This window comes from Bradyrhizobium sp. CIR48 (assembly GCF_014198315.1).
In the GTDB taxonomy this organism is placed as follows: domain Bacteria; phylum Pseudomonadota; class Alphaproteobacteria; order Rhizobiales; family Xanthobacteraceae; genus Bradyrhizobium.
In genome coordinates this window covers 102,454-127,978 of the sequence record NZ_JACIHG010000018.1, presented here as the reverse complement: position 1 = coordinate 127,978, position 25,525 = coordinate 102,454, and the positions used below count along the sequence as shown (strand labels likewise).

Genomic DNA, 25,525 nt, shown 5'->3' with positions numbered 1-25,525 from the left:
CTCCCCTTGTTCCAGGAGCGTGCTTCGAGACCGCGGGGACGTTGCTTTCGATAACGGTCATGTTGACCTCCTCAGCTAGTGAGGCTGGTCATGTTCAGCCCAGCGACCTTACAATCCGACGTCCGCTTCTTAGACGATTGGAGACGTACTTGCGTCCAATTCGAGCGAAGCAGGGCAGATTTTGACCCGAAGCGAACATCGAGCAAGCACTGCCACGAGGTGCCCGTCACTTGACCGGTCAAGTGCCCTTCGTCATATTTTTCCGCGAAAGACGAGCCATGAGACTCGTCGGCTTCGGAGGAAGACATGAACACCACATGGGCCGTCCTTGCGGGGACCATGATCTCAGCTGCAACGTTTTCGACCGCCACCTTGGCCCAAACTCCGCCTCCGTCCAACTGTGTCACCCAGAACATGGGCGTGCCGCCCAACGCCAACACGTCGGACAAAGGGGCGCCGTTCTTCATCGACACGACCGGCCTCGACTTCCAGACGAAGCCGCCGACCCGCGATCCCAGGAGCGCGAACTATCCGGCCGCGACCGAGCTTGCGGACGGCACGCTGCCGCCGGCCGGCGCAGAGGGGAATTTTATCATCGGCCCGACACATAATCCGGCGCCCGAGACGATCGCAAAGGAGGGTGTGCCGAAAGGCACCATCACGACGTTCACGCTGTCGTCTAAGGACAGCGTGATCTACAACCCCGGCCTAATCCGTGACGACGTACCCGGCTGCGGCAACTCTTCGATCATGAGCACGACGACGGCGTCAGGCGACAAATCCAACATGATCGTCACCACCAGCCACCCCGGCACATGGACCCGCAATATCGAGGTCTATGTGCCGGCGAGTTATGTCCGGGGCACAGAAATCCCGTTCATCGTGCTCGGCGACGGCGGTTCCGCCGCCTGGAAGGACATGAACACGACGCTGGATAATCTGATCGCGCAGCGTCGCGTGCCGCCGATGGTCTCGATCCAGGTCGGCAATGGCGGACAGGACGCACAAGGCGCGCAGCGTGGGCGCGAATACGACACTGTGTCGGGCACCTACGCGCAATTCATCGAGCGTGAGGTATTGCCGCTGGTCGAAGAGAAGGCCGGCGTGAAGCTGACGAAAAATCCCGATGGGCGCGCCACCATGGGGTTGAGCTCGAGCGGCACTGCGGCTTTCACCATGGCGTGGTTTCATCCCGAGCTATATCGCCGGGTGCTGGCCTATTCGCCAACCATGGTGAACCAGCAATGGCCGTGGAATCCGGCATTGCGCGGCGGTGCCTGGGAATATCACAGCGCGTGGGCGGGGCCGGCCGGTCCCAACCTGACCGTGAAGGCAGGCCAGCTCACGCCGTCCGATCAGCCGACCGGCGCGCCGCTGATCCCGGGTTCCCCGGCAAAACCGATCCGCTACTGGTTCGAAATGGGCGATCAGGACCTGTTCTATCCCAATCCAACAATCGCCGACGGCATGCACGACTGGACGCTGTCGGCCGCGCTGATGGCAAAAGTGCTGGCGGAGAAAGGCTATCACTACCAGTACCTGTTCGCGCGCAACGCCAAGCATGTCGACCGCCCGACAGTGGCGCAGACGCTGCCTTCGGCGCTGGAATGGCTGTGGAAGGGCTATCCGTTTCCGTGAGGTCTTGCAATGTCGTGGACAGAAAGCGTGTGGCCGAACAGTCTCCGAGCCTCAGAAACTTCACCATCAATTTTGGCCCACAGCATCCCGCCGCTCACGGCGTGCTCCGGCTCGTGCACGAACTTGATGGCGAGGTGGTCACGCGGGTCGATCCGCATATCGGCCTGTTGCATCGGGGCACCGAGAAGCTGATCGAAGCCAAGACGTATCTCCAGGCGATCCCGTATTTCGACAGGCTCGACTATGTTGCTCCACTGACTCAGGAACACGCCTTCTGTCTTGCGATCGAGAGATTGATCGGGCTCGAAGTGCCGCGGCGAGGGCAGCTCATCCGGGTGCTCTATCACGAGATCAGCCGGATCCTGTCCCACCTCCTGAACGTCACCACCCAAGCCATGGATGTCGGTGCCCTGACGCCGCCGCTGTGGGGCTTCGAGGAACGCGAAAAGCTGATGGTTTTCTACGAGCGCGCGTCGGGCAGCCGGATGCATGCGAACTACTACCGGCCAGGCGGCGTGCACCAGGATCTCCCCCCGAAGCTGATCGACGGCATCGAGGCCTGGTGCGATCCGTTCCTGCGTGTGGTGGATGATCTGGATCGGCTGCTTTCGCTGAACCGGATCTTCAGGGGCCGTAACGTGGATATCGGCAGGGTCACCCTCGAGCAAGCCTGGGCCCGGGGCTTCTCGGGCGTGATGGTGCGCGGGTCCGGTGCGGCCTGGGACCTGCGGAAGCGCAGCCCTATGACTGTTATGCGGAAATGGACTTCGATATCCCGGTTGGTAAGAACGGAGACTGCTACGATCGGTATCTCATTATGGAGGAGATGCGGCAGTCAGTCCGCATCATGAAGCAGTGCATCGAGAAGCTGAGGTCTCCGTACGGAAGAGGCCCGGTTCTCGTACAAGACAACAACGTCGCGCCGCCTCGGCGCGGCGAGATGAAGCGCTCCATGGAAGCGCTCATTCATCATTTCAAGCTGTACACGGAAGGATTTCACGTTCCTGCCGGCGAGATTCACGTAGCCGTCGAAGCGCCCAAAGGCGAGTTTGGAGTGTTCCTGGTCTCGGATGGCACCAACAAGGCCTACAAATGCAAGATCAGGTCGCCGGGGTTTGCCCACCTCCAGGCGATGGACTTTCTCTGCAAGGGGCACTTGCTGCCGATGTCTCAGCGATTCTAGGCTCATTGGACATCGTGTTTGGCGAGGTGGATCGTTAAGAGGTCGTGTTTGCATTGGACGCAACGTCTTGAGCCAGTGCCTGGTCGAATAGATCTCGCTTTGACCTTCACTTGAACGCGATATCACCCGGAGGCAGTTTCGATCCAAAGGCCGCCAGTGTTGCGAAAGGGCTGTTGATCCCTGGCTTTCTTAGGCTCGTCATTCCTCGCGGCGAAATTGCCGGTCTCCGTCGAAGTCCTTAGCCGTTTCGTCACGTCGCCGATCGCTTCCCGCGGCGAGCGGCCGAACTTCCTCAAGCCGCGGAAATATTCGAGCTGAAGATGCGCCGAGGTACCGCGCTTCGGGATGGTCTTGAGATGCTGGATGTCCTCTTCGACCCCGAGATGTTCGATGTCGGGCGCTAGCAGGGCTATCACCGCGTTTCAGCCAGCTTCTGGCTCCAACGACACCAAATCGATGTAGGTGCCATCGGTTCCGTAGCGCTAGGCGCGCCAGCGGTTTTCTTCGATCAGCGCGCGATGCACTGCCGAATGGTTCGCATTCAGATCGGGATGATGCACGACGTGCCTCACCAGCGCACGACCGCCGCGATCGCGACCGAGTCCGCAATCGCTGTGCAGCAGTCGGTTATACGCAGCTCGAGGGTGGGGTGCTGGAGGGAGGGCCGCAAGGCCCACCAGACATAGCTGGCGTTGGGGACGATGCCCGCGTCGACCAATGTCTTCACATAAGTCTCGTATTCGGCGAGGTTGCGAAACATCTCGGGAAAGCCGGTGCGGGGCAGGGCATCATTCGCGGCGTTGCGATAGCCCAGCAATCCAGTGGGATAGCCGCACCAGAACGGCGACGAGGTCGACAGCGCGAGCAGTAGCGGGAGGAACGGTACCAGTCGGTGCATGATCTCGACCCGCAGGTCGGGCTCGGGCACCTCGACGTGAACATGTAGCCCGCTGATGGGGTTGCCGAGGCCGACCATCCCGAGATCGCTGATGACCTTGCGGCGCTGCGGATTGGCGGTTGACCAGGAAGTATTCCTCCTCGATACCGAAGCGGTAGCGGTGCATGGCCCTAAGCTGTCCTTTTCGCCTTTGCATGCAAGCGAACCGCATCTCCGAAGGTGGAGAGGATGCGCCGATGCATGATCTGTGTTGCCCAATACTTCGGGTGAAACAGCGTGCCGAGCGCAAAAGCGCCGGCGCCCGCGACGATGACGGCCTCTATCGAGCCATCCTCCGCCACGGCCTCCGCGATGAGCCCCGGTGCGAGATCTTTGATTAGGAAGCTGTGCAGCGAATTCACTGTGACGCGTCTGCGCCGCAGATCTGTTGCAGGACACCTCCTTTGCGCAACGTCACCTTTTGCCGGAGCCGGTAGCGCGCATCTTCATTGTCCGCGTCGGGCGTGCCGTGGCGCTGGTCTTCGGGCAGGCCATCCGGGTCCTTCGCCAGCGTGCCGCCAAAAGCGACGTTCAGCTCCTGGATCCGCGGCAGACAAAGAGCGCGGGGATTCCGCGCGCCAGCGCGCGCGGGATCAGATGGAGCGCGACTCGTCGCGGAATTCATCGAACCGGCCGTCGCGAGAGTCGTCGACCATTTGGCTGTAATGCGAGGGATGAACATTGGTCTGCCCGCCGCTGATGAAAAGACCGTCAAGGCCATCGAGATAGGCGTCGATGTCGGCTTGGCGCGCCGCCGGAAGGATCCGCGGCACGGCACCGGCGACCAGGCCGATGGCGTTCACGCAATCATCGCAACCGACGAGAGCTGCTCGCCGCGTGCGACCATCGTCTCGGAGAGAATGCCCACCTGCGGCGCGCCGATGCGCGCTTGCCACTGCCCCCGCGAGGCGCTGTGCTGCCACTGCTGGAGGCCGTAGGCCACCGCACCCGCGGCGCTGCCGAATTGATGAATCGCTGCCTTGCGCTCCCCGACGTTCGTTCCCAAGCGAAGCGCCCATCGACTACAGGCGGCGGGGTCGTGCGATCGATTGTGGGATGCGGCTCGTGCAAATGTCTCGCCTGCGTCAATTCGTGTGTCTGTGCCTGGTAAAACAGCGATTGATCAGAATGGTTGCTCTGCTTAGATCTGTTGACCCTGTGGCGCCGTTAACTTTTGTTATGAACGCGGATCTTCGGGCAAGAGCCGAAGTACGCAACGAGCATCCAAAACCGGGCGAGGGGCGCCAGAGCAAACCGGGTAAGCAACTGGGCAAACCCAAGATGGGCCGACATTCCTCGCCGCGTGCCTCTGCCCATTCAACGATCGTCCGAGATTAACCTTTGTTGTGGGCGCCTCGTGCCCAATTGCATATCCTCATCAAATTAAGAAGAGAAACGCGATGGGATTGAAGCGCAGGCGGATCAAGCAAACAAACTCTCTCCAAGACCGCTTGGCTCAATCCGAGAAGCACATGAGGAAGCGAGCTCACGCCGAGCCGATCGACGCTGAGAAGAACGAGCTTCTCAAGAAGGTCCGCAACGCAGAGCAAACCGTGGACATAGAACGGCAGCTCCGGCAACCGCACTCGGGCGGATGTACCCCAGCGAGCCAGAAGGCCTCCGGTCCGACCCCGGAGGCCTTCTGCCAGTGTTCAAGTTGAAAGCAGATCAGCGATCCGCTATTCATTTCAGCTCAAGGCATTCGTCACGGGCGGCTCGTTCATCTGCTCCACCTGAGCGCTGCTGTCAGGCCCTGGCGGCCCGAGCACCGGCTCTTGGCCCAGGGCTCGAACCCGCCGCAGAACGCGAAGAATACATGTCGGCCCGGAGATTGCCGCTGGCGTAGATGTGCGAGCGGTCGAACGGCGCGCCGTCGCAATTGGCTGGGAATGTCGACAGGCTGGTCGAGAGCAAATGCCGATGCAACATTCCCTCGATGACATGCCGCGGCGCATCGAGGGGGCGAAGGTCGCCGGCATTCATGAAATGGTGCTGAGGCTGCCCAATGGCCCCGAAGCCGCTTTCGAGTCTGCCCCGCTCCCGCACGACTTCGCTGGCCATTGCGCTTAGAGTAAAGAACTGATCGACGATCGAAACGAACAGAAAAACCACGAATCTAAGCACCGACGAGAATCGCAAAGTTCGTCCACGCTTCGACGCCTCAGGTGGTCACCGACTTTAGCTGGGATACGACGAAGAGTAGCAATTGGTATGCCCAGCAATTGACCTTGAATTTCGACCAACGTCTTATGTATGCGCGTGAGGAATCCAGGTTAGCAGTTTCGATGTCGGTCTTGATCTTGTCGTAGGAAAAGCTCGATAACGAAGAGGCGATAGCGAACCACGTTGAGCACTGTTGTCATTTGAAAACGGCCGTTAAACTATTGAACTTATTAGAAGGCATTTTGAGCCCCTTTTCCAAACCCGCTTTCATTAATCAAGCAGGTGTTGATTCCGCCATTCGGAGGCTCGATCCCTCCCGCGCCCAGCCAGCCCTGAGGTCGCGGCTCTATCTTGTTGCTCCACCTCGCCGAGGTCTTGCACGCCGGGCGTCGGCCAGGCGGTCGTCAATTGCGCGGCGTCGGGGTAGCTATAGGAACCGCGGGCGGGTGCGCCGGTTTCCACGTCATGAAGAAACACTTAGCGCCCCGTCCACAAGCTGCACCCGGGCTGACGCCGGCTCTCGAGCGGAATATCCACGCTCTAGTCGAGCGAAGGAAGCGCGAGCAATCCGACGCGTCTATTCAGCAAAAGGTCGCCGATGCGATAACTTCGTTTACCGGCAGCATGCAGTTTGTTTACCTGCACTTATTCGCTTTTGGATTTTGGATAGCCGCAAACCTCGGATGGCTTCCAGGAATTGTGCCATGGGACCAGAGCTTTGTAGTGCTCGCTATGATTGCCTCTGTAGAGGCAATCTTTCTTTCGACCTTTGTTCTGATCTCTCAAAATCGTATGGCGGCCGAAGCGGATAGAAGGGCGGAGTTGGATCTGCAGATCAGTCTCCTCACCGAACATGAGATCACGAAGGTGGTCGCGCTCCTGAATGAAATGGCCCGCAAAATGGAGATAGATTCCCGGCAGAACGAAGAGCTTCAGGAAGCCGCCTCAGATATCGCGCCGGAGCGCGTTCTCGACAAGATCGAAGAGAGCAAGGACTAAGCAGGCGCAACGGCGCTCCTGCCGCGAGACGCCAGAGCCGGAATGAGCGCTTCTGGCTCTCAGCTGGCTATTCGGGACTGAGCAGGCTGCGCGCCGGACCTCTCTTTCGCTGCGCGAGAGCTGGCACGAGCGTCGGTGGCTCGCCCGCGATGCGCATCGCGAAATAGGCGATCGTGGCTTGAAGACCATCCTTCAGTGCCACCCGCGGGCGCCATCCCAACAGCCGCATAGCGGTGTCAATGGCGGGCTTGCGGCGCTTTGGATCGTCTTTTGGCAGCGGCTCGAAGCGGAGCGGCGAGGCCGAGTCCGTATACGTCAGAACCTCTCGGGCTATAGCTTCGATCGTCACCTCGTGCGGATTGCCGAGGTTGCAGGGACCGGTCACCGATGAGGAGCTTTCCATCAGCAACTGGAGGCCTCGCACGAGATCATCGACGAAGCAGAAGCTTCTGGTCTGCGTACCGCCGCCATAGATCGTAATCGGCTCCCCGCGCAGGGCCTGCACGATGAAGTTGGAGACGACACGGCCATCGTTCTCCAGCATGCGTGGGCCGTAGGTGTTGAAGATGCGCGCCACCTTGATCTCGGTCCCCCGCGTGCGGTTGTAGTCGAACATCAGTGTTTCGGCGGCGCGCTTGCCCTCGTCGTAGCAGGCTCGTGGCCCGATTGGGTTGACGTTACCTAGATAGGATTCCGGCTGTGGGTGCACCTCCGGATCACCGTAGACTTCGCTCGTGGAAGCTTGCAGGACGCGGGCACCCTTCCGGTGCGCGAGCTCGAGCAGGTTGATGGTACCGAGCACGCATGTCTTCATCGTGCCGACCGGATCCTTCTGATAATGCCGGGGCGAAGCTGGGCAGGCGAGGCTGTAAATGCGGTCAATTTCCCCGTCGATCTCGATCTCCTCCTGCACGTCATGCTCGATGAACCGGAAGTTCGGATGGTTCAGCAGTGGCCTGATGTTGTCGATGCTCCCCGTGAAGAGATTGTCGAGGCAGATCACGGCGTAGCCATGTTGCAAAAGCGAATCGCAGAGATGAGAGCCGATGAAGCCGGCACCGCCAGCAATGAGCACGGTCGGCGAGCGGCGGAGCGTAGGGATGCGGGTCTGGAGTTTCATTGCAGGCTCTCTTCGGCGACTTGAATGGGACGGCTGGCGGCAGGCCGCGGGGATTTGCGGCGGCGGTGCGCGGCTGCTTCGGCGTAGTAACCCTCCAGCTGGCAGGCCCGGTGATCGGCGGTGTGACCGGTCAGAACGCGTCGGCGTGCGCATTCCGCAATAGTGCGCCGACGCTCCTCGGGCATGTCGCGCAGGATCTCGATGACGTCGCGCGGGCTTGAGGCCAGCAGGATTTCCCGCGACGGTGCGAAGATGGTTTCGATTCCCGGCCATTGGTCAGAGATCACGGGCGTGCCGCAGGCAGCGGCTTCGAACAGGCGAACGCTCGGCGAGAAGCCCAACGCACGCATGTCGGCGCGGGTCGCGTTGAGGGTGAAGCGCTGTTCCGCATAAAACTCCGGGTGCTGTTTTGGCGCGAGGTGCTCGATCCGCACGACATTGTCGGGCCAGACGATATCAGCGGGATATTGCGCCCCTGCGACCGCGAACTGCTCTGACGGCAGCGTGCGCGCCGGGGACAGGAGCAGCTGTTCGAGGACGGGCTGCCGGTCCTCACTATAGGTGCCGAGATAGCCGAGGGCCCATCTAACCTCCGCCTGCAGCGGAGCGTAAGCCTCCGTGTCGGCGCTGCAATAGAGAACTCGGGCCATCGGGCTGCCATACCGCTCCTCGATCATGTTGGGCACGGGCCCGCCGGCGAATGACAGATAGAGGTCGAAGCGTGGGATCATTGCGGCTGACAGGTAGTTCAGGCCTTCGTCGAGCCTCGCGAGCGTTACGGGCGTGTCGATGTCATAGAACGCGGTGATTCCCCGCGCCTGACTCGTGATCCACTCGGAAATGGCAATGCCGTCGGGCACATAAGAACCGATGATGACGAGGTCGGCGCCCCGGATCAGCTTGCCGAAGCGGCGAGGCACGTCCTTCAGCGACTGGTAAAGCTCGACCGTCCACGACGACGGCTTGGTCAGATCGCGATGCTCACGATACCAGTGGACGTCGCGCTCGAGGAAGGTGACATGGTGACCTCGTCGCGCCAGGGCCTCGATCAGGGCGCGATAGGTCGTGGCGTGACCATTGCCCCACGACGAGGTGACCGAAAGACCGACGACGACGATACTGAGGTTCATTCTGCTGCCTCGATGCGCGAGCTGCTTCCGAAAAAGAGTTGGTTGAACTGGCGGGCGCGATGCCGATAGGTGTGTTTGCTCAGGACGCGTGCGCGGGCACGGTTGGCGATCGCGGCGGCGCGATCGGCGCTGAGCGCGCCGAGATGGCCCGCCACCTCAGCTCCGCTCGCAGCCACCAGCACCTCGCGATCCGGCTCGAGAAAATGGTCGATACCCGGCCATTGATCGGTGATCAGGCAGGCGCCGGCCCCGATCGCCTCGAACACCCGCGTCGGCGGCGAGAAGCCGCAGCGCGCCATGCTGTCGCGATTGACGTTGAGGGTGGCAAGTCCGGAGCCGAAGAAGGCGTTGTGCTCGCCGGTGCCGACATGGCCGATCTTGCGGAGATTGCTTGCCGTGTCCTTGGTCTCCCAGCCGGAGCCGCCGAGCAGGAACGACTTGTCCGGCAGCTCGAGTGCGACGTCGAGAAAGAAGTGTTCGACCCGCTGTTCGCGATCAGGCAGGCGGTTTGCCAGCAGGCTGAGATCGCAGGCGAAGTCCGGTCTTGGCGGGAATGGAAAATGCGTCTCAGGATCGAGCGCGTTGTAGATCGGCACGCAGTCCCGCGCGCCCATGGCGCGGTAAGCCGAGACGACGCCGTCGCCGCCGCCGTAGGTCAGGACCGTGTCGTAGGAGGGGATCGCACCGCGCAGATGATGGCTCGGATCGTTCGCCATCGCTTCGAGAGTGGCGGGGGCATCGACATCCCAGTAGATCCGTAGGGTTCGGGAGGGCAGGGCGGCGACGGCGATCTCTAGCTCCTGATCGAAGACGCCGACGCCGCTGGCCTTGATCAGCATGTCGGCCGATCGCGCCGCAGCATCGAGCGAGCCGCGCCAACCATCGGACGTTGCGGGGTACACGACGACCCTAGCCCAATCGGGATCGGCGATGTCGCGATGGGCCTGCCGCTCGAACGCGTCGGGTTCGAAGAAGGTGATGTCGTGTCCGAGTGCCGCAATCTGCTTGAGCATGCCGCGATAATAGGTGGCGGCACCGTTCCAGTAGGAGGAGACGAGGCTGGATCCGAAGAAGCAGATCTTCATGCGGAGGCTCCAATGTATCGCAGAGGCCGGGACGAATCGGCGGAGGTGCGAATGGCCTCCACAATGCCCACGAGCTGTTGTGCGCGATGACGGCAAGTATGGCGCTCCCGGATCGTCCGCAGCCCGGCGGCCAGCATGGCGGCGGACATCTCCCGATCATCGAGCACAGAACGGAGCGCGCGCTTCATCTCTTCGCCACTGGCGGCCTGGAGATAGGCGCCATCAGGAAACAGGCCTTCCACGTCGGACCAGGGGGCCGAGATCAGGGGAATGCCGCAGGCGAGCGCCTCGAACACCCGAATGGTGGGGATCCCCGGAAGCGAGCGCACATAGGGCCCGCGAGGAACGTGAACGGTCGCGCGCGCTCCCGCGAAGGCGACCGACGCCCAGTGCGCCGGCAGCCAGCCTCCATAGCGGATGCCCGCGGCCTGGATGGTCTGGAGAGCGGCATCAGAGTAGCGAACGCCGTAGACGTTCGCGCTCAGCTTCAGTTCAGCAACGGGCTCGACCAGAAACTCGTTGAGTTCGGCGCTGCGTTCGCCGTCGCCCCAATTGCCGATCCAGACCAGATCGTCGGTGCGCTCGATATGCGGCAAGGGATGATACATGGACGTGTCGGCTGCCTCGTGCCAGGTATAGGCACGATCTGCCCAGCCGAGATTCATGTAGATCTGACGAAGCACCTCGCCGAAGGCGAGCACACCGTCGAACGCGTCGAGGTCGAACTGCGCGAGCTCGTCCGGCGCGGTGACCGCCCGATGATGGGTGTCGTGGAACAGCAGCGTGAAGGGGGCGCCGTGCGCGCGCCTATATCCGATCTGCCCGATCACGTCGGGCGAATTCCATTCGTGCACGACGACGAGATCGGCACCATCCAGAGCCTCATCGAAATCGAGTGAAGCATCGTAGCGACGAATGGAGATGCCGGGGAAGAGCCGGCGGATGTCTTGCAGGGCCTGACTGGCGCTTTCGCGGATGGCATTCAACCGGCTCCAGCCATCGACCGGCTCGAACACCACGACCTCGTGGCCGAGTGCATGCAGCTCGCGGGCATAGCCGCGCAGGAAATGGGCGTTGCCGTTGTTCCAGCAGGAGGTGAATGCGTGGTAGAACAGAACGCATTTCATGCGCGCACCTCGATCTGACCGGCTTGCGTTGACCTGCGATCGGAGGCGTGCAGCCCCTCGTAGAGCTTCAGATAGGCGCTGGTCGTGCGCGCCAGGGAATAGGTCAGGGAATGTTCATACGCAGCGCGTTGCAGGCGCGTCCTTTCGAGATCATCGGCGCAGAGTTTGACGAGGATTCGGTGCAAGGCCTGACTGTCGCCGGCATCGAAGAAGAGCGCTGCTCCACTCCACAATTCCCGGAACGTTGGAATATCCGACAGCACGAGCGCGCAGCCGGCGGCGGCCGCCTCCAGAACGGAGAGGCCGAACGGCTCGTACAGCGCTGGGCTGACGAAGATTGGGGCGTGTCGGAGATGTTCGCGCAGGGCGCTGTGCGGCAATGGACCAAGCCAGGCGATGCCGAGGGGATCTATCTCCGCCGGGCCCGCGACCTCGACCGGCCAATCCAGTCCTGGCGCAGCCTCAGCCAAGACTTCGATATTCTTGGCACGATCCCACAGGCGACCGGCCGCGAAGATCAGCTCCCGCTTTCGGCTTGGCGCGGCGCCAGCCGCAATCCCATTCCAGATCACGGCGCCGGGAGAGCGCGGGTGATAGATCTCGACGATGTCATCGTGAAAGGATTGGCTCGGGCAAACCCATGCCTGCGCACTGTTGAGCGCAGCGGCCACCCGGTCCGTGTAACGCGCCCATCGGGGCTCGCCGAGCCATGCCGAATCCTGGCAGGCCAGCGCCCATGAGTTGACGCAGGAATGCGCGACGAGAACGGTCGGCGCATGCCACGGCAGGGTTGCCTCCCGAAAACTGTTGAGGTGGGCGACGTCGGGCCTGAGCCTCGCTTCGAGGCCGGCGAGGACACGTTCGGCCTTGGGAAAGTCGCGTCCTTCCGGATCTTGCCACTCCAAAGCGAGGTCGGTTTCGACGAGGCGGACTCGAGAGTCGCGCAGCATCTCGCGCTGGTCGGCGCGCGCGGGCGGGCCCATGGTTGCCAAGGTTACTTCGGCGCCCGAGGCGGCAAGGCTCGCGGCGAGGGAGCAGGAATAGGTCCATACGCCCCCGACGGTGTCGGTCGTCATCAGGATTTTGATGTCCGCATCTCGGCTCATGGCGCCACCGGATGTTCGAGGGCATCGAGGGGCATCGGCCGATCGTTCTGCACGTCGCTGAACTGGTCGTACATTCCGAGATAATGCCGGTGCGCGCGCTCCCAGGCGAAATCGTCGGCTTCGCCCCACAGCTTTTGATAGTCCGGCGAGCCCGGATAGGGATAAAGCGGGACCGGGTCGTTGGCCCAGATGCCGGCATTCTGCATCTTGCTGCGCCAACGCTGCACGACGGGATCGTCGTCCTCGGGCACCTCGATCAGATTGGCCTGTACGAAGGGGACGTGGCGCCGGGCCTCGACCAGCCGGTCGGCAAGCTGATCGGTGGTCATCTTGCAATTCTTGGCGAGCGCCGCCCGTCCCTCGACCGTGAGGCTCTCGATTCCAGCCTCGATCGAAACGCAGCCGGCGCGGCCGAGCAGCGCGAGCATGTCTGGCTTCCAGAGATCGATCCGCGTCTGCACGCCGAATTTGAGGCCGCGCGTACTCAGCCCTTCCAGCAGTTCCGCATTCGGAAGGAATATCTCGTCGATGAAGTAGATATATTCGACGCCTTGGCCGCGCAGGCTGTCGATCTCATCAAGGATGATCGCGGGAGGGCGCTTGCGGTAGGCGTTGCGGAAATTCTCCTTGGCGCAGAACGTACAGTTGTAGGGGCATCCCCGCGAAGCCTCGACCTCCGCGCCGGGGCCGACCGGCTCGGCGTCGAAACGGTGATGGTGGTGATAATGACGCCGGATCATCTCGTCCGGCCAAGCGAGCGCCGGCTGATCCCTGAACTCGACAGCTTGAGGACCGCCATTGACGCGGATTGAGCCACCGTCGGCAAAGCACAGACCGGGAAAGTCTCGCTCGCCGTTTGCGAGCCTCAACAAGGATCCTTCGCATTCCCCCATTACGACCAAGTCGACGCCGAGCTTCCTGAGCGCCGCCCGTGGGGTCGTTGAGCCGTGCGGACCTACTGCGGCCAGGACTGGCGCTAGATCCCGCGCCGCCGATGCGAGCTCCTGCGGAACGCGCAGCTCCGGTGGCGCGCAACGCCAGAACAGATAGGTCGGCGCCGTCGTGATGACGATCATGTCGGGCTCGAACGCACGCAGTTCGGCCTCGATGTCCCGCAACGACAGATCGAACATGTGCGCATCGAGCAACAGCGTCCGGTGCCCGGCCGCTCTCAGATAATGCTCGCAGATGCCGAGCTCGAGCGGAAGGTGGGGGGACCGGCACCCGAAATAGATGCTGCCGCCGAAATCCCAATTCGGATTGATCAGGGCGACGCGCCTCATGCCAGGGCCTCGCGGTTACCTTGAGCTGCTCCAAAACGACTGTCGAGCCAGGCGTGGAGCGAGCGGAGGCCCTCCGTCAGCGAAACCCGCGGTGCCCAACCGAGTGCGGTCGACAAAGCACGGGTGTCGGTGACGTACCAGGGCTGATCGCCCGGACGCCAATCGGCAAAGCTGTAAGCGATTTCACGGCCGGTCAGTTCCGTGATATGGTCGATGAGCTCGCGAAGGCTGACCGCGTTGGCGGGCCCGCCGCCGAGATTGAATACGCGTCCCCGCGCGAGCGCGATGCGATCGAGCACCGCGAGCCAGGCCGCGGCGGCATCCGACACGTGCAAGGCGTCGCGAACCTGATAGCCATCACCATAGATCGTCAACGGCTTGCCGCGGATCGCGCTCAGCAGGAAGTGCGCGATCCAGCCCTGATCCTCAGTGCCGAACTGGCGGGGGCCGTAGATGCAGCTCATGCGCATCACCACGGTCTGGAGCCCGTAGACTCGCGCATAGTCATGGACGTACTGATCGGCGGTTCCCTTGGAGCAGCCATAGGGGCTGTAGAAGTCGAGCGGCGCGTTCTCGGAGATGCCGTCCGCCAGCAGGGCGCTAGTGGGCGTGTAACGACGGCCGGTGAGGGCGATCTCACTGTCCTCGATCAGGCGGCCATAGACCTTGTTGGTGGACGCGAATACGATCGGCGCGGTGCTGTTGTGAAGCCGAACCGCTTCGAGCACGTTCAGGGTGCCGCGTGCGTTGATCTCGAAATCGGCAGCGGGATCGCTCACGCTGTCCGTGACGGCGACCTGAGCTGCCAAATGCAGCACGGCGCGGGCATCGCGTACGGCGTCGATCACCGGGATCAGCTCGCGGACGTCGGCCACTGCGATGGTGATGAGGTCGCCGTGCCTGGATTTCAGCCATTGCGCGTTTTCGCGCACGCCCGCGCGAGCTAGATTGTCCAGCACCAATACACGCTCGCCGCGCTCCGCCAGCCGGTCGGCAAGATTACAGCCGATGAAGCCGCAGCCTCCGGTGATTAGCACGGGCCTGCTATCTTGCTCATTTATCACGCAACCAACCCTCGTTGTAGCAGCTCCTGCGTCGCCCGTGCCGCCTGGTCGTCGGCAACCTGGTATGCGAGATAATCCGCGAGTTCCTCCAGGCCGTCCTTGAACGCCACGTGCGGCTCGAAGCCGAGAAGGTCGCGCGATTTGCCGATGTCTGCGAAGCAGTGCCTGATGTCGCCGGCGCGGTATTTGAGCGTGATCTCGGGGGCGATGTCGCTGCGCCCCATGACCTGGGCGAGATCATCGGCTACCGACAGGATGCTCCTGCTTTGGCCCGAGCCGACGTTGAAGACATCATGCGCATGTTCGGCTTCCAACGCGATGCGGCAGGCACGGGCGACATCATGCACGTGAACGAAATCGCGACATTGCTCGCCATCCTCGAACACGAGCGGGGGGCGCCCGTTGAGGAGCCGCGCGGCGAAGATGGCGAGTACGCCGGTATAGGGATTCGACAACGCCTGACGGGGGCCGAACACATTGAAGAAGCGCAGCGCGACGGTCGGAATACCGTAAGCCTTGCCGGTGATCAGGCACATGCGTTCCTGTGCATACTTGTTCAGCGCATAGACGGAGCTGAGTGAAGGCAACTTGGTCTCCGGCGTAGGCACGGGCTCGAGCGGATGCCCGGCTGTGTCGCGCAACCCCCATTCCCCTCGGCGGAGCTGTTCGATTGATCGTTCGTCGCAGGCAACGACGCTTTGATCGGGCCTTCGATAGAGGCCTTCGCCATAGATGCTCATGGACGAGGCGACGACCAGCCGCTCGACGGGGCGCTTCGACAAGGCTTGGAGCAGTACGGCGGTGCCCAGCTCATTCGTCCGCACATAGGGCTCAATGTCGTACATGCTCTGGCCGACGCCGACGGCGGAAGCAAGATGCAAGACCATGTCGGCGCCGCGCAGCGCGTGGTCCACGGACACGCTGTCAGTGATGTCACCAACAATGAGCTCGGCATCTTCGGCGAGATAGGAGGGACGCTGGCAGTTACTGCCGTGAACCTGAGGCGAAAGGTTGTCGAGCAGACGGACTTCGTAGCCCGCCGCCAGCAGAATGTCCGTCGCATGAGAGCCGATGAAACCAGCGCCACCCGTAATCAATACCCGCGTCATTCACCGCTCCGTGCAGCCTTAAGACCGATCCGCTCAGATCGGTCGATGATGTCTGGTGAAGCGCACCTTGCTGACTGGTCGGATGACCCGCGCGCCGGTCACGTATGGACTCAGAAGCAATGCAAGGAATGTTCGTTCCTGGGAATTGTACAAACGAATATTTCTATAACCTGGATCAATAACCCAAGTGAATCGGTGTGCTGACGACGTCTAGAAATGCACCCCGTGAGGCGGCTGGGGCAGGTCAAGATGCCTTGCCGCGGTGGCGCCGATATCGGCAAAGCCGGCGCGGCGGCCGACGGGAGAAGAAGATTGCGTCGTCCAGGCCAGGATTGGCACCTGCTCGCGGGTGTGATCGGTGCCGCTCCAGGTGGGATCGCAGCCGTGATCGGCGGTGATGATGAGAAGATCATCGCTGCGCAATCGGGACAATAGTTCGGGCAGGCGATCGTCGAAGGCTTCCAGTGCCGTGGCATAGCCGGTAACGTCTCGGCGGTGGCCGTAGAGCGTGTCGAAGTCGATGAAGTTGGCGAATAGCAATCCGCCATCCGCAAGGCTCGCCAGTCCCCTCAGTGTGGCATCGAAGAGCGCCATGTTGCCATCGCCGCGCAAGTTTCGCCCTGTCGCGCGATGAGCAAAGATGTCGTCGATCTTGCCGATGGTCACGATGTCACGGCCGGCGCTCGCGGCGTGGTCGAGGATGGTGTTTTCAGGGGGCAGCACGGAAAAATCGCGCCGGTGCGCCGTCCGCTTGAAGTGGCTCGCGCTTGTGCCGACGAAAGGGCGGGCAATGACGCGGCCGATGTTGAGGGGATTGATCAGTCGTCTTGCGATTGCGCAAATCTCGTACAGACGTTCGAGCCCGAAAGTCTGCTCATGCGCTGCGATCTGGAACACGCTGTCGGCTGAGGTGTAGCAGATCGGCATTCCCGTTCGCATGTGGCGCTCGCCGAACTCGGCGATGATCTCTGTACCGGACGCGTGGCAATCTCCATGGATCCCGGGTAGCCCGGCCTGATCGCACAATGCGTTCGTCAGATCCGCGGGAAAGCAGGGTTTGGTTCGGGGGAAATAGCCCCATTCGAACGGGACCGGCACTCCGGAGATCTCCCAATGGCCCGACGGTGTATCCTTGCCCTTCGAGATTTCGCTTGCGCAGCCAAATTGCCGGTGCTCGACCTGACCGTCCAGGCCCGGCGGCACGCGACCGTTAGCGAGGCTGCAGGCTTGGCCAAGGCCCAGCGCGACGAGATTGGGCAGATAGAGCGGACCCTCGCGGGCGTTGCTGTCGGCCCGCCCAGCCGCGCAGGCGTCCGCGATGTGACCGACGGTGTCGGCGCCATCGTCGGCATAGCGTGCGGCATCCGGCGCACCGCCGATGCCGACGGAGTCCATGACCAGGATCAGGGCACGCATGTTGGCTCTCTGATGGGAGGATCGGCCGATGCTGGCGAGGCGGCAAGACCGGTCTTCGAGCAGTAACGATCGACCATCGATGCGCAGAAATCGGCGAATTCATTGACATCGAGCGGCGGGCTGGTGTGATGCGGCTCGATGCCTCGATGCTCGGGCGTGAAGCAGAACGTGACGGTGACCTGAAATTCCGCCAGCGTCTCCATCTGGCGATCGAACCAATCTAGCGCATTCGGACGGAAACTGTCAGCCCATGACAGGCCAGTCCTGAGATGGGTCACGCCGAGACGGCGCATCCATTGCACGGCATTGTCGAGGCGATGATCCCCAAAGTGAAACCACTGGCACAGCCCCATGGCCGGGGCATAGGCGCCGAACAGATTGGCGGCCGCCTTCGGCGTGCCATCCTCACGCAGCAGGCCCATGTGGAAATGCCTGTAATAGGACGAGCCCTCAGCTTCCTTGTGCCGCGTCGTGGCTTCCCATGCGGAGGGAAGGTCATAAAGGCTGTACCAGTGAATGCGCGGCGCGCGGCCGATCAGGAGCTCGGCGGTGCGCGACAGGCCCCAGGCCTGCACCTCTTCGGCGCCGAACGAGGAGACGCCGACCTCGGTGACCCAGACGGGAAGCGCGGTGACCGCCTTGATCTCCTCGATCTTGGCCGGCCACTCGCCGATCCGCCACAGGTTCCAGTCGAGCGGAAAGCCGTGTACGGCGACCGCGTGGAAATGGTCGAGAACGTCGCGGCTCTGCATTTTGCGCATGAAGGAGGGGTCGATCGGCGAGATGCCGCCAAGCACGATGGGCAGTGCGGGCCGAGTACTGCGGATCGCCTTGCCGGCCGCAATGGCGAGGTCCGCGAACATAGACCAATCCGGATCGATCTGAAGATCCCAATGTGATTTGTTGTTCGGCTCGTTCCAGATCTTGGCGGCCTCGATCATCAGCTAGTACTCCGGGATGGATAGACGGGACCGTCGATTTGAGGCCGATCGGTTCGCCTGCAGAGGTAGACTTCCTCCTCAGGATGGGCGGTGATCGCGAAGCCGGCGCTGCGCAGCATGGCCTCAACGCAGGCTCGGTTCGGCACCCACCAATTGGTGGGATCGTCGGCATATTTGTGCTCGATGAAGTGCAGCTTGGGATAGCCGGCGGAATCGAACTGGTCGGTGGTCCAGAAATCGTAATTCTTGTCGATCGTATCGACATGGCTGGTGCCGCGCTGCATCGACTGGAACAGCAGGAGATCCGTGGCGACGTGCTCATGGATGAGATCCAGCGCCAGCAGCGGATGACGCAGATGATAGAGCACGCCCATGAAGATCACGAGATCGAACTTCTCGCGGAGCTGTCCGACGTCGTAGGTCGACATCTGGCGGAATTCGATCCTGAGGCCGTTTACCTCGGTGGCGAAGCGCGCCTGAGCGAGGTACTCCTCGTCGGTATCGAGGCCAAGCACGCGCTCGGCGCCCCGCCGCTTCATCTCCATGGCGTAGAAGCCGGCGTTGCAGCCGATGTCGAGTACGCTCTTGCCATCGAGCCGGTCCGGTATGATTGCCGCGAAGCGGCGCCATTTCACGTTGGGATAGTCGCCCAGGAAGTGTGTGGGGGCGGTCGGCACACCGTTGAGGTCGAGATTGTGAAACCACGGCCCGAGCGCGTCGATGCGCCTGCGAATTTCCTCGCGCGTGAGTAGCGCTCTCGTCATGCAGTCGCTCCATTCTCCATTGCAGCGATCGGTCGAGTTCCATCCGCGACGCCAGCCCGCAATCTCGATCGACTGTCGGCGCCTGTGCTCTCCGCAAGGACCGCCATTGCCGTGCGATAGCCGCCGACAGTCCCGACATCGACATAGGACTCGCCTGCCTTGATCCCGATGCCACTGCCGCCGGCCTGGAGATAAGCATTGACCAACGTGCCGAAGTATTCGTCCAGCTTGTCCCGGTCGATCCAGAGTGCATGCAGTTCGCGGAAGCCGTGGGCGGACATCCTGAACGCGCCCCAGATCCATCGCGATGTCGGGTTCGGCTGCTTGACCTGGATCTCCCGCACGCTGTCGCCGTCGAGCACGACGGCGTCGAAGAATTCCGGACGCTCGACGGGAAAGAGCAGGAAGGAGAGGTCGGCGCCGGGAAGCGCCTGCAAGGCGGCTTTCGGAAACCAGACGGTATCGGGCAGGCCGACGACGACGTCTTCATCATGGCCAACGACGGTGCCGGCCCTGAAGACGGCGTCGCACAGGCCGGAGGCGTCGGGCTGGACGACATAGGCGAGCTGGGCGCTGCCGTAGTGATCGCCAAAATATTCGAGAATGTCGGACTTGCCAGGCGAGATCACGAAGCAGATCTTGTCCGCGCCGCCGAGGATCAGGCGCTCCAGCAGATACTCGGAGACCGCGCAGGGCCGCTCGGTGCCATCGTCGCACCGGCTGCCGACGGGCAGCAACTCCTTGGAGAAAGCCAGCGGCTGGATACGACTGCCGCGGCCCGCGGCCGGAACGATGCCCCACATGTCAGGCCTCCTCGGATTGCTGGTAACGCGCGCCGCTGGATACCGCCTGCTCGAGCAGCGCCACCAGCTCGCGCGCCCGTTTGTCGGATGTGTGCTGATCCATCGTCCGCTCATAGGCGCGCTTGGCGATGGACTGGAGGTCGGGGCTCGACAGCGCCAACGCAGCCAAAGTGTCCTGTGCATCGCGGGCGATCAGGATCTCCCTGCCGGGCGTGAAGAACTCTACGATGCCTGGCCAATCATCGCTCAGGAGCGGGACGCCGCAGGCCGCCGCCTCGAACAGACGGCCGGAGGGGCACCAGCCCATCTCCGCCATGGCTTTGCGCGTGACGTTGAGGGTCATGCGTGAGGACGCAAAGAAAGGCGCATGCTCCGATGGCGGCAGATGCCGCACGAAGTAGATGTTGGGCGACCACGGAAAGTCGTCAGGATATTGTGCTCCACCAATCAGGAAGCGCAGGTCTTGCCGCGCTCGCGCCGGTTCGACGAATAGCGCCTCGAGCCCGTGTTGGCGGTCTTCGGAGTAGGTGCCGAGATAGGACAGATCCGCGCGATAGTGCGGCTCGGACGGCACTGGGCGGTGAATATCGCTATCGACGTGGCCGTACAGGGGACGTATGTCGTGGGCCCCAAGTCGGTCGCGAAACTCCTGGACGACGCGCGGTCCGCCGGTGAAGCTGAGGACAAGCGCGAAGTCGCGTAGACCTCGCGGACCCATGTAGGGAACGGATTCTCCCGCCATGAGCCGCGCCAGCGTGATCGGGGTATCCAGATCATAGAAGACGGGTAAGGCGCGCCCTTCGGAGATGATCAGGTCGGTCGCCGCAATTGCGTCGGGACAGTAGGACGTCACGATCGCAACATCGGCATCCGCGATGTCATTGCGGGCGAGGGAGCGGGTCTCCTCCCAATTCGAAAAAAGCCGCAGCTGCCCACCGGGCAATTCATTGAAGTCCCGGGCATCGGCATAATAGGGCACGTCGCGCTCGTAGAAGACGACGATGTGGCCGAGACGCGTCAGATGCTTGCAGAGGCCGCGCCAGAGTGTGGCGTGGCCGTTGCCCCAGGAGGACGAGATCGTCAGTCCAAAAATGACGATCTTCACGCCGGCACCCGCTGGTTGATCCCGGTAATCCTGAACCCGCCTCTGTCAGCGCTGAGAGTGCTGATGCTGGATGGATCGATCTCGATCGACAGGAAGTCGTCAAGACGCCTGCGTGCGTAATGCAGCAGCGCCGCACGGATCGGCTCGGCATGACTGACGGCGATGACGGCGCCAGTCGAATTATCGTTGCGCAGTTGCTCCAAATGGCCGACGACGCGATTCTGGAGCGACCGCATGCTCTCGCCTCCGGGTGGGCGGGTGCTGCCGCGCCGCCTGTTCCAGCGTGACCATCGCGGATCCCTGCCGAGTTCCTCGAACGATCGTCCGGTCCATTCGCCATAGTCGAGCTCGTCGAGCGCGGGAACGATCTCGATCGCCGATCCGAAGTGGGCCGCAAGAATGGAGGCCGATTGCGTGCAGCGCCGCTGCGGGCTCGACTGGATCAAGGCAGGCTGCGGACTGACGTTGGTCGCACAACGCGCGACTTCCTCGCAACCGATGTCATCAAGTGTGACGCCGTTCATCCGGCCGCACAACGTGTGGCCGAGCAGGGCGTGGTGACCATGGCGGACAAGATGGATGATCCCGACCATTAGCTGTACGCCTTGTCGTCGATGAAGGCGCGCGTCCGCCGTCCAGCCTCTTCGTCGGTGAACTGCTGCGGCGGCGATTTCATGAAATAGCTCGAAGGGCCGGTCAGGGCGCCGCCCTGGCCGCGGTCCATGGCGAGTTTTGCGCAGCGGACCGCGTCGATCACGACGCCCGCCGAGTTCGGTGAGTCCCACACTTCGAGCTTGACCTCGGCGCTCAGCGGCACGCCGCCGAACGTCGTGCCTTCGAGCCGGATGAAGGCGAGCTTGCGATCGGTCAGCCAGGGTACGTGGTCGCTCGGCCCGACGTGAATGTTGTCGGGATCCATCGGGACGTCGAACTGGCTGGTGACCGCCTGGGTCTTGGATATCTTCTTCGAAGTCAGCCGCTCGCGTTCCAGCATATTCTTGAAATCGGTGTTGCCGCCGACATTAAGCTGATATGTGCGGTCTAGCCGCACGCCGCGGTCGCGAAACAAATTGGCAAGCACGCGGTGCAGGATAGTCGCGCCGACCTGGCTCTTGATGTCGTCGCCGATGATCGGAAGGCCGGCATCGTCGAACCGCCGCCGCCAGTCCGGATTTGAGGCGATGAAGACAGGGATGCAATTGACGTAACCGCAGCCGGCTTCGATCGCGCGTGCCGCATACCATTCGCTTGCGCGTTGTGAGCCGACGGGCAGGTAGGACACCAGAACGTCGGTGCGCGACATCGCCAGGACTTCCGAAACATCGGCCTCCGGCACGTCAGCGACCGGAACGTCATCTTCGAGATAATGACCGATGCCGTCCATCACCGGGCCACGTTGAACAACCACGCCAGTCTGATCGACATCAGCGAAGCGATGCGTGTTGTTTGGCTTGGCAAAGATGGCATCGGCGACGTCGCGCCCGACCTTGCTGGCGTTGACGTCGAAGGCCGATGCGATCTGGATATCGTTGATGTGGTACCCGCCGAGGTCGACGTTCATCAGGCCGGGCACAGGCTCGTTCGAATTGGCGTTCCGATAGTAGGTGAGACCCTGGACGAAGGAGCTTGCGCAGTTGCCGACGCCGACGATACCGACGCGTACGCGCCGCCTGTCCTGAAGACGGGAGTGCATGGACGAAAACCTCCGGCGCGTGGTGTCAGCGTAAGTAGGTCGGCGAACGTGCCGGAAGGTATGTTCGTTCCTGCGTCCAAGCCGCTATGCCTGCGCGCGGATCGATTCCGGGCAAGAAAATGCACCGGGCTTAACCTGGGATAGAATCCGGGGCTGCATGAAAGGAACGAAGATCATCTTGGATGAAGATGAAGAAGATGATGCAGGTCGTCTCGCATCAGCCGTGTCGCGCCGTAAAGAACAAATCTTGCCGACCCGCGTTTCACGGCAGATGGTTCGATGCGATCCCGTGACATTGCCGGACCTACCAACAGGCGAGGTGCCGCATGACGTCCAAAACCCAGAGCAGCGAAGCCCAGCAGACCACCGACCACGCTGCGATGCGCAAATGGGTGGATGAGCGCGGTGGCCAGCCGGCGACGGTCAAGGCAACCGAGGAGGACGGGCATGCCGGCATCCTGCGTATCGATTTCGATCCGCCGGATGAGGGCCTCGACCGTATCGGCTGGGACGAACTCTTCGAGAGATTCGATCAGGCTGATATTGCCTTGCTGCACCAGGACCGGACCAGGGACGGCAAGCTGAGCCGTTTCCACAAATTCGTCCGCCGCTAGCCGGATCGCCGGCGATGGCGAACGACTGGGTGGAGGCGATGCGCGCGGGCGATTTCGCGCGCGCCTGGGCCATCAACGACCGCGATCTGGCAGTGCTGGCATATCCGCCAAAGCACACTGGCCCGCGTCATCTCCAGCGGATCTGGCGTGGCGAGCCGCTCACGGACAGGCACGTGCTGGTGCGGTGCTACCACGGGCTCGGCGACACCCTCCAGTTTCTGCGCTTCATGCAGCCTCTCCGCGACTTGGCGCGCAGCGTCACGGTCTGGTGTCAGGCCGGACTCTTACCGCTGGTGGAGCGCACGACAGGCGTCGATCGCGCACTTGTGCTCCAAGAGGGGACGCCCGAAACAGATTTCGAGGTGGATATAGAGATTATGGAGGTACCGCACGCTCTCAAGGTAGGGCGAGAGCAAGTCGCGATGCCCGCGCCATATTTGACTCTGCCAGCGAGGAGCACGCCGGTTTCAGTCGACGGCGAAATTTTTGCCGTCGGCCTGGTCTGGGAAGTTGGCCAATGGGACAAGCGACGGGCGATTCCGCCCGCAATGCTGCGACATCTCGCTGTCCCTAGCGTAGCGCTTCACTCGCTTCAGAGGGATGCGCCGGCTGAAGATCTCATCCGGATCGGCGCGTGCGACATCAGTACGCCGGACATCCCGACCCTCGGCCATCTTCTTTGCCAGCTCGATCTGGCCATTTGCGTGGATACCATGGTCGCACATCTCGCGGGCGCACTCGGATGCGAGGCCTGGGTGCTGCTGCACGCCGACTGTGACTGGCGGTGGCCATCCTCAGGGTGCCGCTCACTTTGGTATCCGAGCTTGCGGTTGTTTCGTCAAAAGGCGGCTGGCGACTGGGGCGCTGTCATCTCTGAGGTGGCCGAAGCATTGCGGGCGCGTGCGAATTGCAAGCAAAGGGTCGCATAAATACCGTTAGGCCGGCACGACGGCCGCTTTATCCGATTCCAGTTGGGCTGGCCGCGCGCTTTGATCGCGCGGCCGGACGCCAAGATAGTTGGGCTCGAAGCCCGCCAGCCGAACCAGCCCGGGCCAGTCCGAGATCACCAGAGTCTTGCCCTGCCATTGCAACAGGTTGCCCTGCCGTAGCGCCTGGATGGTGCGGTTGGCGTGGACGGGAGAGATGCTGCAGGCGGCGGCGAGGTCGGATTGGGTGAAGGGCGAAGACAACCGCAAATCCTTGGCGAGCCCGACATTTTGCAGTCGCGTGGTGATCTCGCAGAGCAGGTGGGCCACTCGTGTCAACGCATCCCGGCTGCCGAGGTTGATGGTCCAGTTGCGCTGTATGGCGTGGTCACGAAGCAGCATCAGCAGCAGGGTACGCGACAATGCAGGCGAGCGAGCTGATAGCTCGCGGAAGAAGCGATGTGGCACGAGCGCGACAACGGCGGGGCCGAGCGCAATGAGGTTGCCGTTGACGCGGGGCCGGTAGAGTGTCTGGAGGTCAGCGATGTCGCCGGGCACAGAGATCGATGTGATCTGCCCGTTTGCTCGCTGGGCATCCTGCCAGGACAGATAACCCTGGAGCAGCACGCAGCATTGATGGCTGTCGTCGCCGTGGCGCAGGATCGCCTGATGTGAATTGAGGTGCGCGATCGTGCTCGGCATCTCTGCCAGCAGATCGAGATCGTCGGCGGTCACGTCACCGAGACTCGCCAGGTGATCGGCGAGCCTGGAAAAAGCAAATCCAGTCTGCATTGGTCTTCCGATCGCCCGCGCCTCCACCAACTCTGACTCAAATGGAAAAGGGCAGGCAATAACCTGTGATACTGTCTATAGATCCATGCGTATGCATCGGCGGATACAAGTCGACCTTCGACGATCTTCAATGTTCCCACGGAAAGGAGATCACACTAGGAGGCCGCTGCAAACCGCGCGAAAATTTATCTACGGGTCGCTCGATCTTTAACAATGTTGAATCTCCCGCCGTCCCCGTTGCCTTAGTCTTGGGTCTTCAGCTGGAGGCGGATGTTCGACACCGATCCGACGGCGCTTTTGCGCGCCGTGCTCGAGGAAGTTTGCAAAACCATCTTCTGTCGCGAGATTGGTGCCCGGACTCACGTGGCCTCGAAGCTTCTGGAAGCGGCGACAAGAGGACAGACGTCTTTTGACGACCTCAGGCAGGCCGGTTCCAGGGCTTTGTCCGAAGCCTCCGTCGCGCGGAGGTATAGGTGAGAGGAACGAGCGTTCTACCCGGGGATTTGAGCAAGGTCTCCACCGGAAGA

25 protein-coding genes and 2 pseudogenes are annotated in these 25,525 nt (G+C 62.2%); 5 read left to right on the top strand and 22 right to left on the bottom strand.

The window, feature by feature from the left end:
• The first annotated feature begins 306 nt into the window (after positions 1-306).
• Together GGD66_RS38515 and GGD66_RS38510 are read left to right on the top strand one after the other, a co-directional pair.
• Complete coding sequence (locus tag GGD66_RS38515) at positions 307-1,638, top strand: esterase family protein (protein WP_183261771.1); 1,332 nt, start codon at positions 307-309, stop codon at positions 1,636-1,638.
• A gap of 29 nt (positions 1,639-1,667) precedes the next feature.
• Positions 1,668-2,859 (top strand): annotated as a pseudogene (locus GGD66_RS38510) (NADH-quinone oxidoreductase subunit D).
• A gap of 84 nt (positions 2,860-2,943) precedes the next feature.
• On the opposite strand, the gene GGD66_RS38505 reads toward GGD66_RS38510, so the two are convergent.
• The 6 genes and pseudogenes from GGD66_RS38505 to GGD66_RS38475 all read right to left on the bottom strand — a co-directional run bounded on the left by GGD66_RS38505 (position 2,944) and on the right by GGD66_RS38475 (position 5,870).
• Positions 2,944-3,237: a hypothetical protein gene (locus GGD66_RS38505; protein ID WP_183238149.1), complete on the bottom strand. Its 294-nt coding sequence runs from the start codon at positions 3,235-3,237 to the stop codon at positions 2,944-2,946.
• A 152-nt stretch (positions 3,238-3,389) separates the two neighbouring features.
• Entirely contained in the window at positions 3,390-3,977 is a 588-nt protein-coding gene (locus GGD66_RS38500) for a glutamate-cysteine ligase family protein (protein ID WP_183238150.1), read from the bottom strand.
• Positions 3,890-4,383: pseudogene (locus GGD66_RS41855) on the bottom strand (gamma-glutamyl-gamma-aminobutyrate hydrolase family protein). The gene GGD66_RS38500 and the pseudogene GGD66_RS41855 overlap by 88 nt, the downstream one beginning before the upstream one ends.
• A complete protein-coding gene (locus tag GGD66_RS42135) occupies positions 4,352-4,561 on the bottom strand; it encodes a gamma-glutamyl-gamma-aminobutyrate hydrolase family protein (protein WP_183238153.1) in 210 nt (69 codons plus the stop codon). Before GGD66_RS42135 ends, GGD66_RS41855 begins: the two are co-directional and overlap by 32 nt.
• On the bottom strand, positions 4,558-4,764 hold the full coding sequence (locus GGD66_RS38480; RefSeq protein ID WP_183238154.1) for a hypothetical protein: 207 nt from the start codon (positions 4,762-4,764) through the stop codon (positions 4,558-4,560). Before GGD66_RS38480 ends, GGD66_RS42135 begins: the two co-directional genes overlap by 4 nt.
• A gap of 740 nt (positions 4,765-5,504) precedes the next feature.
• Positions 5,505-5,870: a hypothetical protein gene (locus GGD66_RS38475; protein ID WP_312014221.1), complete on the bottom strand. Its 366-nt coding sequence runs from the start codon at positions 5,868-5,870 to the stop codon at positions 5,505-5,507.
• 516 nt (positions 5,871-6,386) lie between these two features.
• Between GGD66_RS38475 and GGD66_RS38470 the strand changes: the two genes are divergently transcribed.
• The gene (locus tag GGD66_RS38470; protein WP_018322042.1) at positions 6,387-6,920 is read left to right on the top strand and encodes a DUF1003 domain-containing protein; all 534 of its coding nucleotides are present in this window, start codon (positions 6,387-6,389) and stop codon (positions 6,918-6,920) included.
• A 67-nt stretch (positions 6,921-6,987) separates the two neighbouring features.
• Here the strand turns inward: GGD66_RS38470 and GGD66_RS38465 are convergent, their stop codons facing one another.
• The 15 genes from GGD66_RS38465 to GGD66_RS38395 form a co-directional block, all read right to left on the bottom strand.
• Complete coding sequence (locus GGD66_RS38465) at positions 6,988-8,040, bottom strand: UDP-glucuronic acid decarboxylase family protein (RefSeq protein ID WP_018322041.1); 1,053 nt, start codon at positions 8,038-8,040, stop codon at positions 6,988-6,990.
• Positions 8,037-9,170, bottom strand: a complete 1,134-nt coding sequence (locus GGD66_RS38460; protein ID WP_018322040.1) for a glycosyltransferase — start codon at positions 9,168-9,170, stop codon at positions 8,037-8,039. The genes GGD66_RS38465 and GGD66_RS38460 overlap by 4 nt, the downstream gene beginning before the upstream one ends.
• Positions 9,167-10,255: a glycosyltransferase gene (locus GGD66_RS38455; protein ID WP_018322039.1), complete on the bottom strand. Its 1,089-nt coding sequence runs from the start codon at positions 10,253-10,255 to the stop codon at positions 9,167-9,169. Before GGD66_RS38455 ends, GGD66_RS38460 begins: the two co-directional genes overlap by 4 nt.
• Positions 10,252-11,382 carry a glycosyltransferase gene (locus tag GGD66_RS38450; protein WP_183238155.1) on the bottom strand — a complete coding sequence of 377 codons (1,131 nt, stop codon included), beginning with the start codon at positions 11,380-11,382 and terminating at the stop codon, positions 10,252-10,254. The genes GGD66_RS38455 and GGD66_RS38450 overlap by 4 nt, the downstream gene beginning before the upstream one ends.
• The gene (locus GGD66_RS38445) at positions 11,379-12,488 is read right to left on the bottom strand and encodes a glycosyltransferase family 4 protein (RefSeq protein WP_183238156.1); all 1,110 of its coding nucleotides are present in this window, start codon (positions 12,486-12,488) and stop codon (positions 11,379-11,381) included. The genes GGD66_RS38450 and GGD66_RS38445 overlap by 4 nt, the downstream gene beginning before the upstream one ends.
• Positions 12,485-13,771, bottom strand: coding sequence for a TIGR04295 family B12-binding domain-containing radical SAM protein (locus GGD66_RS38440; RefSeq protein WP_018322036.1), 1,287 nt, complete (start codon positions 13,769-13,771; stop codon positions 12,485-12,487). Before GGD66_RS38440 ends, GGD66_RS38445 begins: the two co-directional genes overlap by 4 nt.
• Positions 13,768-14,832 (bottom strand): NAD-dependent epimerase/dehydratase family protein, encoded by a 1,065-nt coding sequence (locus GGD66_RS38435; RefSeq protein WP_026202667.1) that lies wholly within the window; start codon positions 14,830-14,832, stop codon positions 13,768-13,770. Before GGD66_RS38435 ends, GGD66_RS38440 begins: the two co-directional genes overlap by 4 nt.
• Positions 14,832-15,944, bottom strand: coding sequence for an NAD-dependent epimerase/dehydratase family protein (locus GGD66_RS38430; protein ID WP_183238157.1), 1,113 nt, complete (start codon positions 15,942-15,944; stop codon positions 14,832-14,834). Before GGD66_RS38430 ends, GGD66_RS38435 begins: the two co-directional genes overlap by 1 nt.
• Before the next feature lie 210 nt (positions 15,945-16,154).
• Positions 16,155-17,360: a phosphopentomutase gene (locus GGD66_RS38425; protein WP_183238158.1), complete on the bottom strand. Its 1,206-nt coding sequence runs from the start codon at positions 17,358-17,360 to the stop codon at positions 16,155-16,157.
• Positions 17,348-18,301, bottom strand: a complete 954-nt coding sequence (locus GGD66_RS38420) for a beta-xylosidase (RefSeq protein WP_183238159.1) — start codon at positions 18,299-18,301, stop codon at positions 17,348-17,350. The genes GGD66_RS38425 and GGD66_RS38420 overlap by 13 nt, the downstream gene beginning before the upstream one ends.
• Positions 18,301-19,065 carry a TIGR04290 family methyltransferase gene (locus GGD66_RS38415; protein WP_183238160.1) on the bottom strand — a complete coding sequence of 255 codons (765 nt, stop codon included), beginning with the start codon at positions 19,063-19,065 and terminating at the stop codon, positions 18,301-18,303. Before GGD66_RS38415 ends, GGD66_RS38420 begins: the two co-directional genes overlap by 1 nt.
• Positions 19,062-19,868, bottom strand: coding sequence for a sugar phosphate nucleotidyltransferase (locus GGD66_RS38410; RefSeq protein ID WP_018322030.1), 807 nt, complete (start codon positions 19,866-19,868; stop codon positions 19,062-19,064). The genes GGD66_RS38415 and GGD66_RS38410 overlap by 4 nt, the downstream gene beginning before the upstream one ends.
• 1 nt (position 19,869) lies before the next feature.
• Positions 19,870-20,973 carry a glycosyltransferase gene (locus tag GGD66_RS38405; protein WP_183238161.1) on the bottom strand — a complete coding sequence of 368 codons (1,104 nt, stop codon included), beginning with the start codon at positions 20,971-20,973 and terminating at the stop codon, positions 19,870-19,872.
• A complete protein-coding gene (locus tag GGD66_RS38400; RefSeq protein WP_018322028.1) occupies positions 20,970-21,566 on the bottom strand; it encodes a histidine phosphatase family protein in 597 nt (198 codons plus the stop codon). Before GGD66_RS38400 ends, GGD66_RS38405 begins: the two co-directional genes overlap by 4 nt.
• Positions 21,566-22,666, bottom strand: coding sequence for an inositol-3-phosphate synthase (locus GGD66_RS38395; RefSeq protein WP_018322027.1), 1,101 nt, complete (start codon positions 22,664-22,666; stop codon positions 21,566-21,568). Before GGD66_RS38395 ends, GGD66_RS38400 begins: the two co-directional genes overlap by 1 nt.
• 326 nt (positions 22,667-22,992) lie before the next feature.
• On the opposite strand from GGD66_RS38395, the gene GGD66_RS38390 reads away from it, so the two are divergent.
• Together GGD66_RS38390 and GGD66_RS38385 are read left to right on the top strand one after the other, a co-directional pair.
• Positions 22,993-23,280, top strand: coding sequence for a hypothetical protein (locus GGD66_RS38390; protein WP_183238162.1), 288 nt, complete (start codon positions 22,993-22,995; stop codon positions 23,278-23,280).
• Positions 23,281-23,294: 14 nt separating this feature from the next.
• Positions 23,295-24,209: a hypothetical protein gene (locus GGD66_RS38385; RefSeq protein ID WP_183238163.1), complete on the top strand. Its 915-nt coding sequence runs from the start codon at positions 23,295-23,297 to the stop codon at positions 24,207-24,209.
• A 6-nt stretch (positions 24,210-24,215) separates the two neighbouring features.
• Here the strand turns inward: GGD66_RS38385 and GGD66_RS38380 are convergent, their stop codons facing one another.
• Positions 24,216-24,998, bottom strand: a complete 783-nt coding sequence (locus tag GGD66_RS38380) for a Crp/Fnr family transcriptional regulator (RefSeq protein ID WP_018322023.1) — start codon at positions 24,996-24,998, stop codon at positions 24,216-24,218.
• Between the last annotated feature and the right edge of the window lie 527 nt (positions 24,999-25,525).

Excerpts from the sequence above, each read along its gene's own strand:
- GGD66_RS38470 (WP_018322042.1), top strand. The coding sequence starts at position 6,387 with ATGAAGAAACACTTAGCGCCCCGTCCACAAGCTGCACCCGGGCTGACG.
- GGD66_RS38450 (WP_183238155.1), bottom strand. The coding sequence starts at position 11,382 with ATGAAATGCGTTCTGTTCTACCACGCATTCACCTCCTGCTGGAACAAC.
- GGD66_RS38455 (WP_018322039.1), bottom strand. The coding sequence starts at position 10,255 with ATGAAGATCTGCTTCTTCGGATCCAGCCTCGTCTCCTCCTACTGGAAC.
- GGD66_RS38400 (WP_018322028.1), bottom strand. The coding sequence starts at position 21,566 with ATGGTCGGGATCATCCATCTTGTCCGCCATGGTCACCACGCCCTGCTC.
- GGD66_RS38425 (WP_183238158.1), bottom strand. The coding sequence starts at position 17,360 with ATGCGTGCCCTGATCCTGGTCATGGACTCCGTCGGCATCGGCGGTGCG.
- GGD66_RS38380 (WP_018322023.1), bottom strand. The coding sequence starts at position 24,998 with ATGCAGACTGGATTTGCTTTTTCCAGGCTCGCCGATCACCTGGCGAGT.
- GGD66_RS38415 (WP_183238160.1), bottom strand. The coding sequence starts at position 19,065 with ATGACGAGAGCGCTACTCACGCGCGAGGAAATTCGCAGGCGCATCGAC.
- GGD66_RS38445 (WP_183238156.1), bottom strand. The coding sequence starts at position 12,488 with ATGAGCCGAGATGCGGACATCAAAATCCTGATGACGACCGACACCGTC.
- GGD66_RS38460 (WP_018322040.1), bottom strand. The coding sequence starts at position 9,170 with ATGAACCTCAGTATCGTCGTCGTCGGTCTTTCGGTCACCTCGTCGTGG.
- GGD66_RS38430 (WP_183238157.1), bottom strand. The coding sequence starts at position 15,944 with ATGACGCGGGTATTGATTACGGGTGGCGCTGGTTTCATCGGCTCTCAT.
- GGD66_RS38410 (WP_018322030.1), bottom strand. The coding sequence starts at position 19,868 with ATGTGGGGCATCGTTCCGGCCGCGGGCCGCGGCAGTCGTATCCAGCCG.
- GGD66_RS38395 (WP_018322027.1), bottom strand. The coding sequence starts at position 22,666 with ATGCACTCCCGTCTTCAGGACAGGCGGCGCGTACGCGTCGGTATCGTC.
- GGD66_RS38465 (WP_018322041.1), bottom strand. The coding sequence starts at position 8,040 with ATGAAACTCCAGACCCGCATCCCTACGCTCCGCCGCTCGCCGACCGTG.
- GGD66_RS38385 (WP_183238163.1), top strand. The coding sequence starts at position 23,295 with ATGGCGAACGACTGGGTGGAGGCGATGCGCGCGGGCGATTTCGCGCGC.
- GGD66_RS38440 (WP_018322036.1), bottom strand. The coding sequence starts at position 13,771 with ATGAGGCGCGTCGCCCTGATCAATCCGAATTGGGATTTCGGCGGCAGC.
- GGD66_RS38420 (WP_183238159.1), bottom strand. The coding sequence starts at position 18,301 with ATGATCGAGGCCGCCAAGATCTGGAACGAGCCGAACAACAAATCACAT.
- GGD66_RS38515 (WP_183261771.1), top strand. The coding sequence starts at position 307 with ATGAACACCACATGGGCCGTCCTTGCGGGGACCATGATCTCAGCTGCA.
- GGD66_RS38390 (WP_183238162.1), top strand. The coding sequence starts at position 22,993 with ATGACGTCCAAAACCCAGAGCAGCGAAGCCCAGCAGACCACCGACCAC.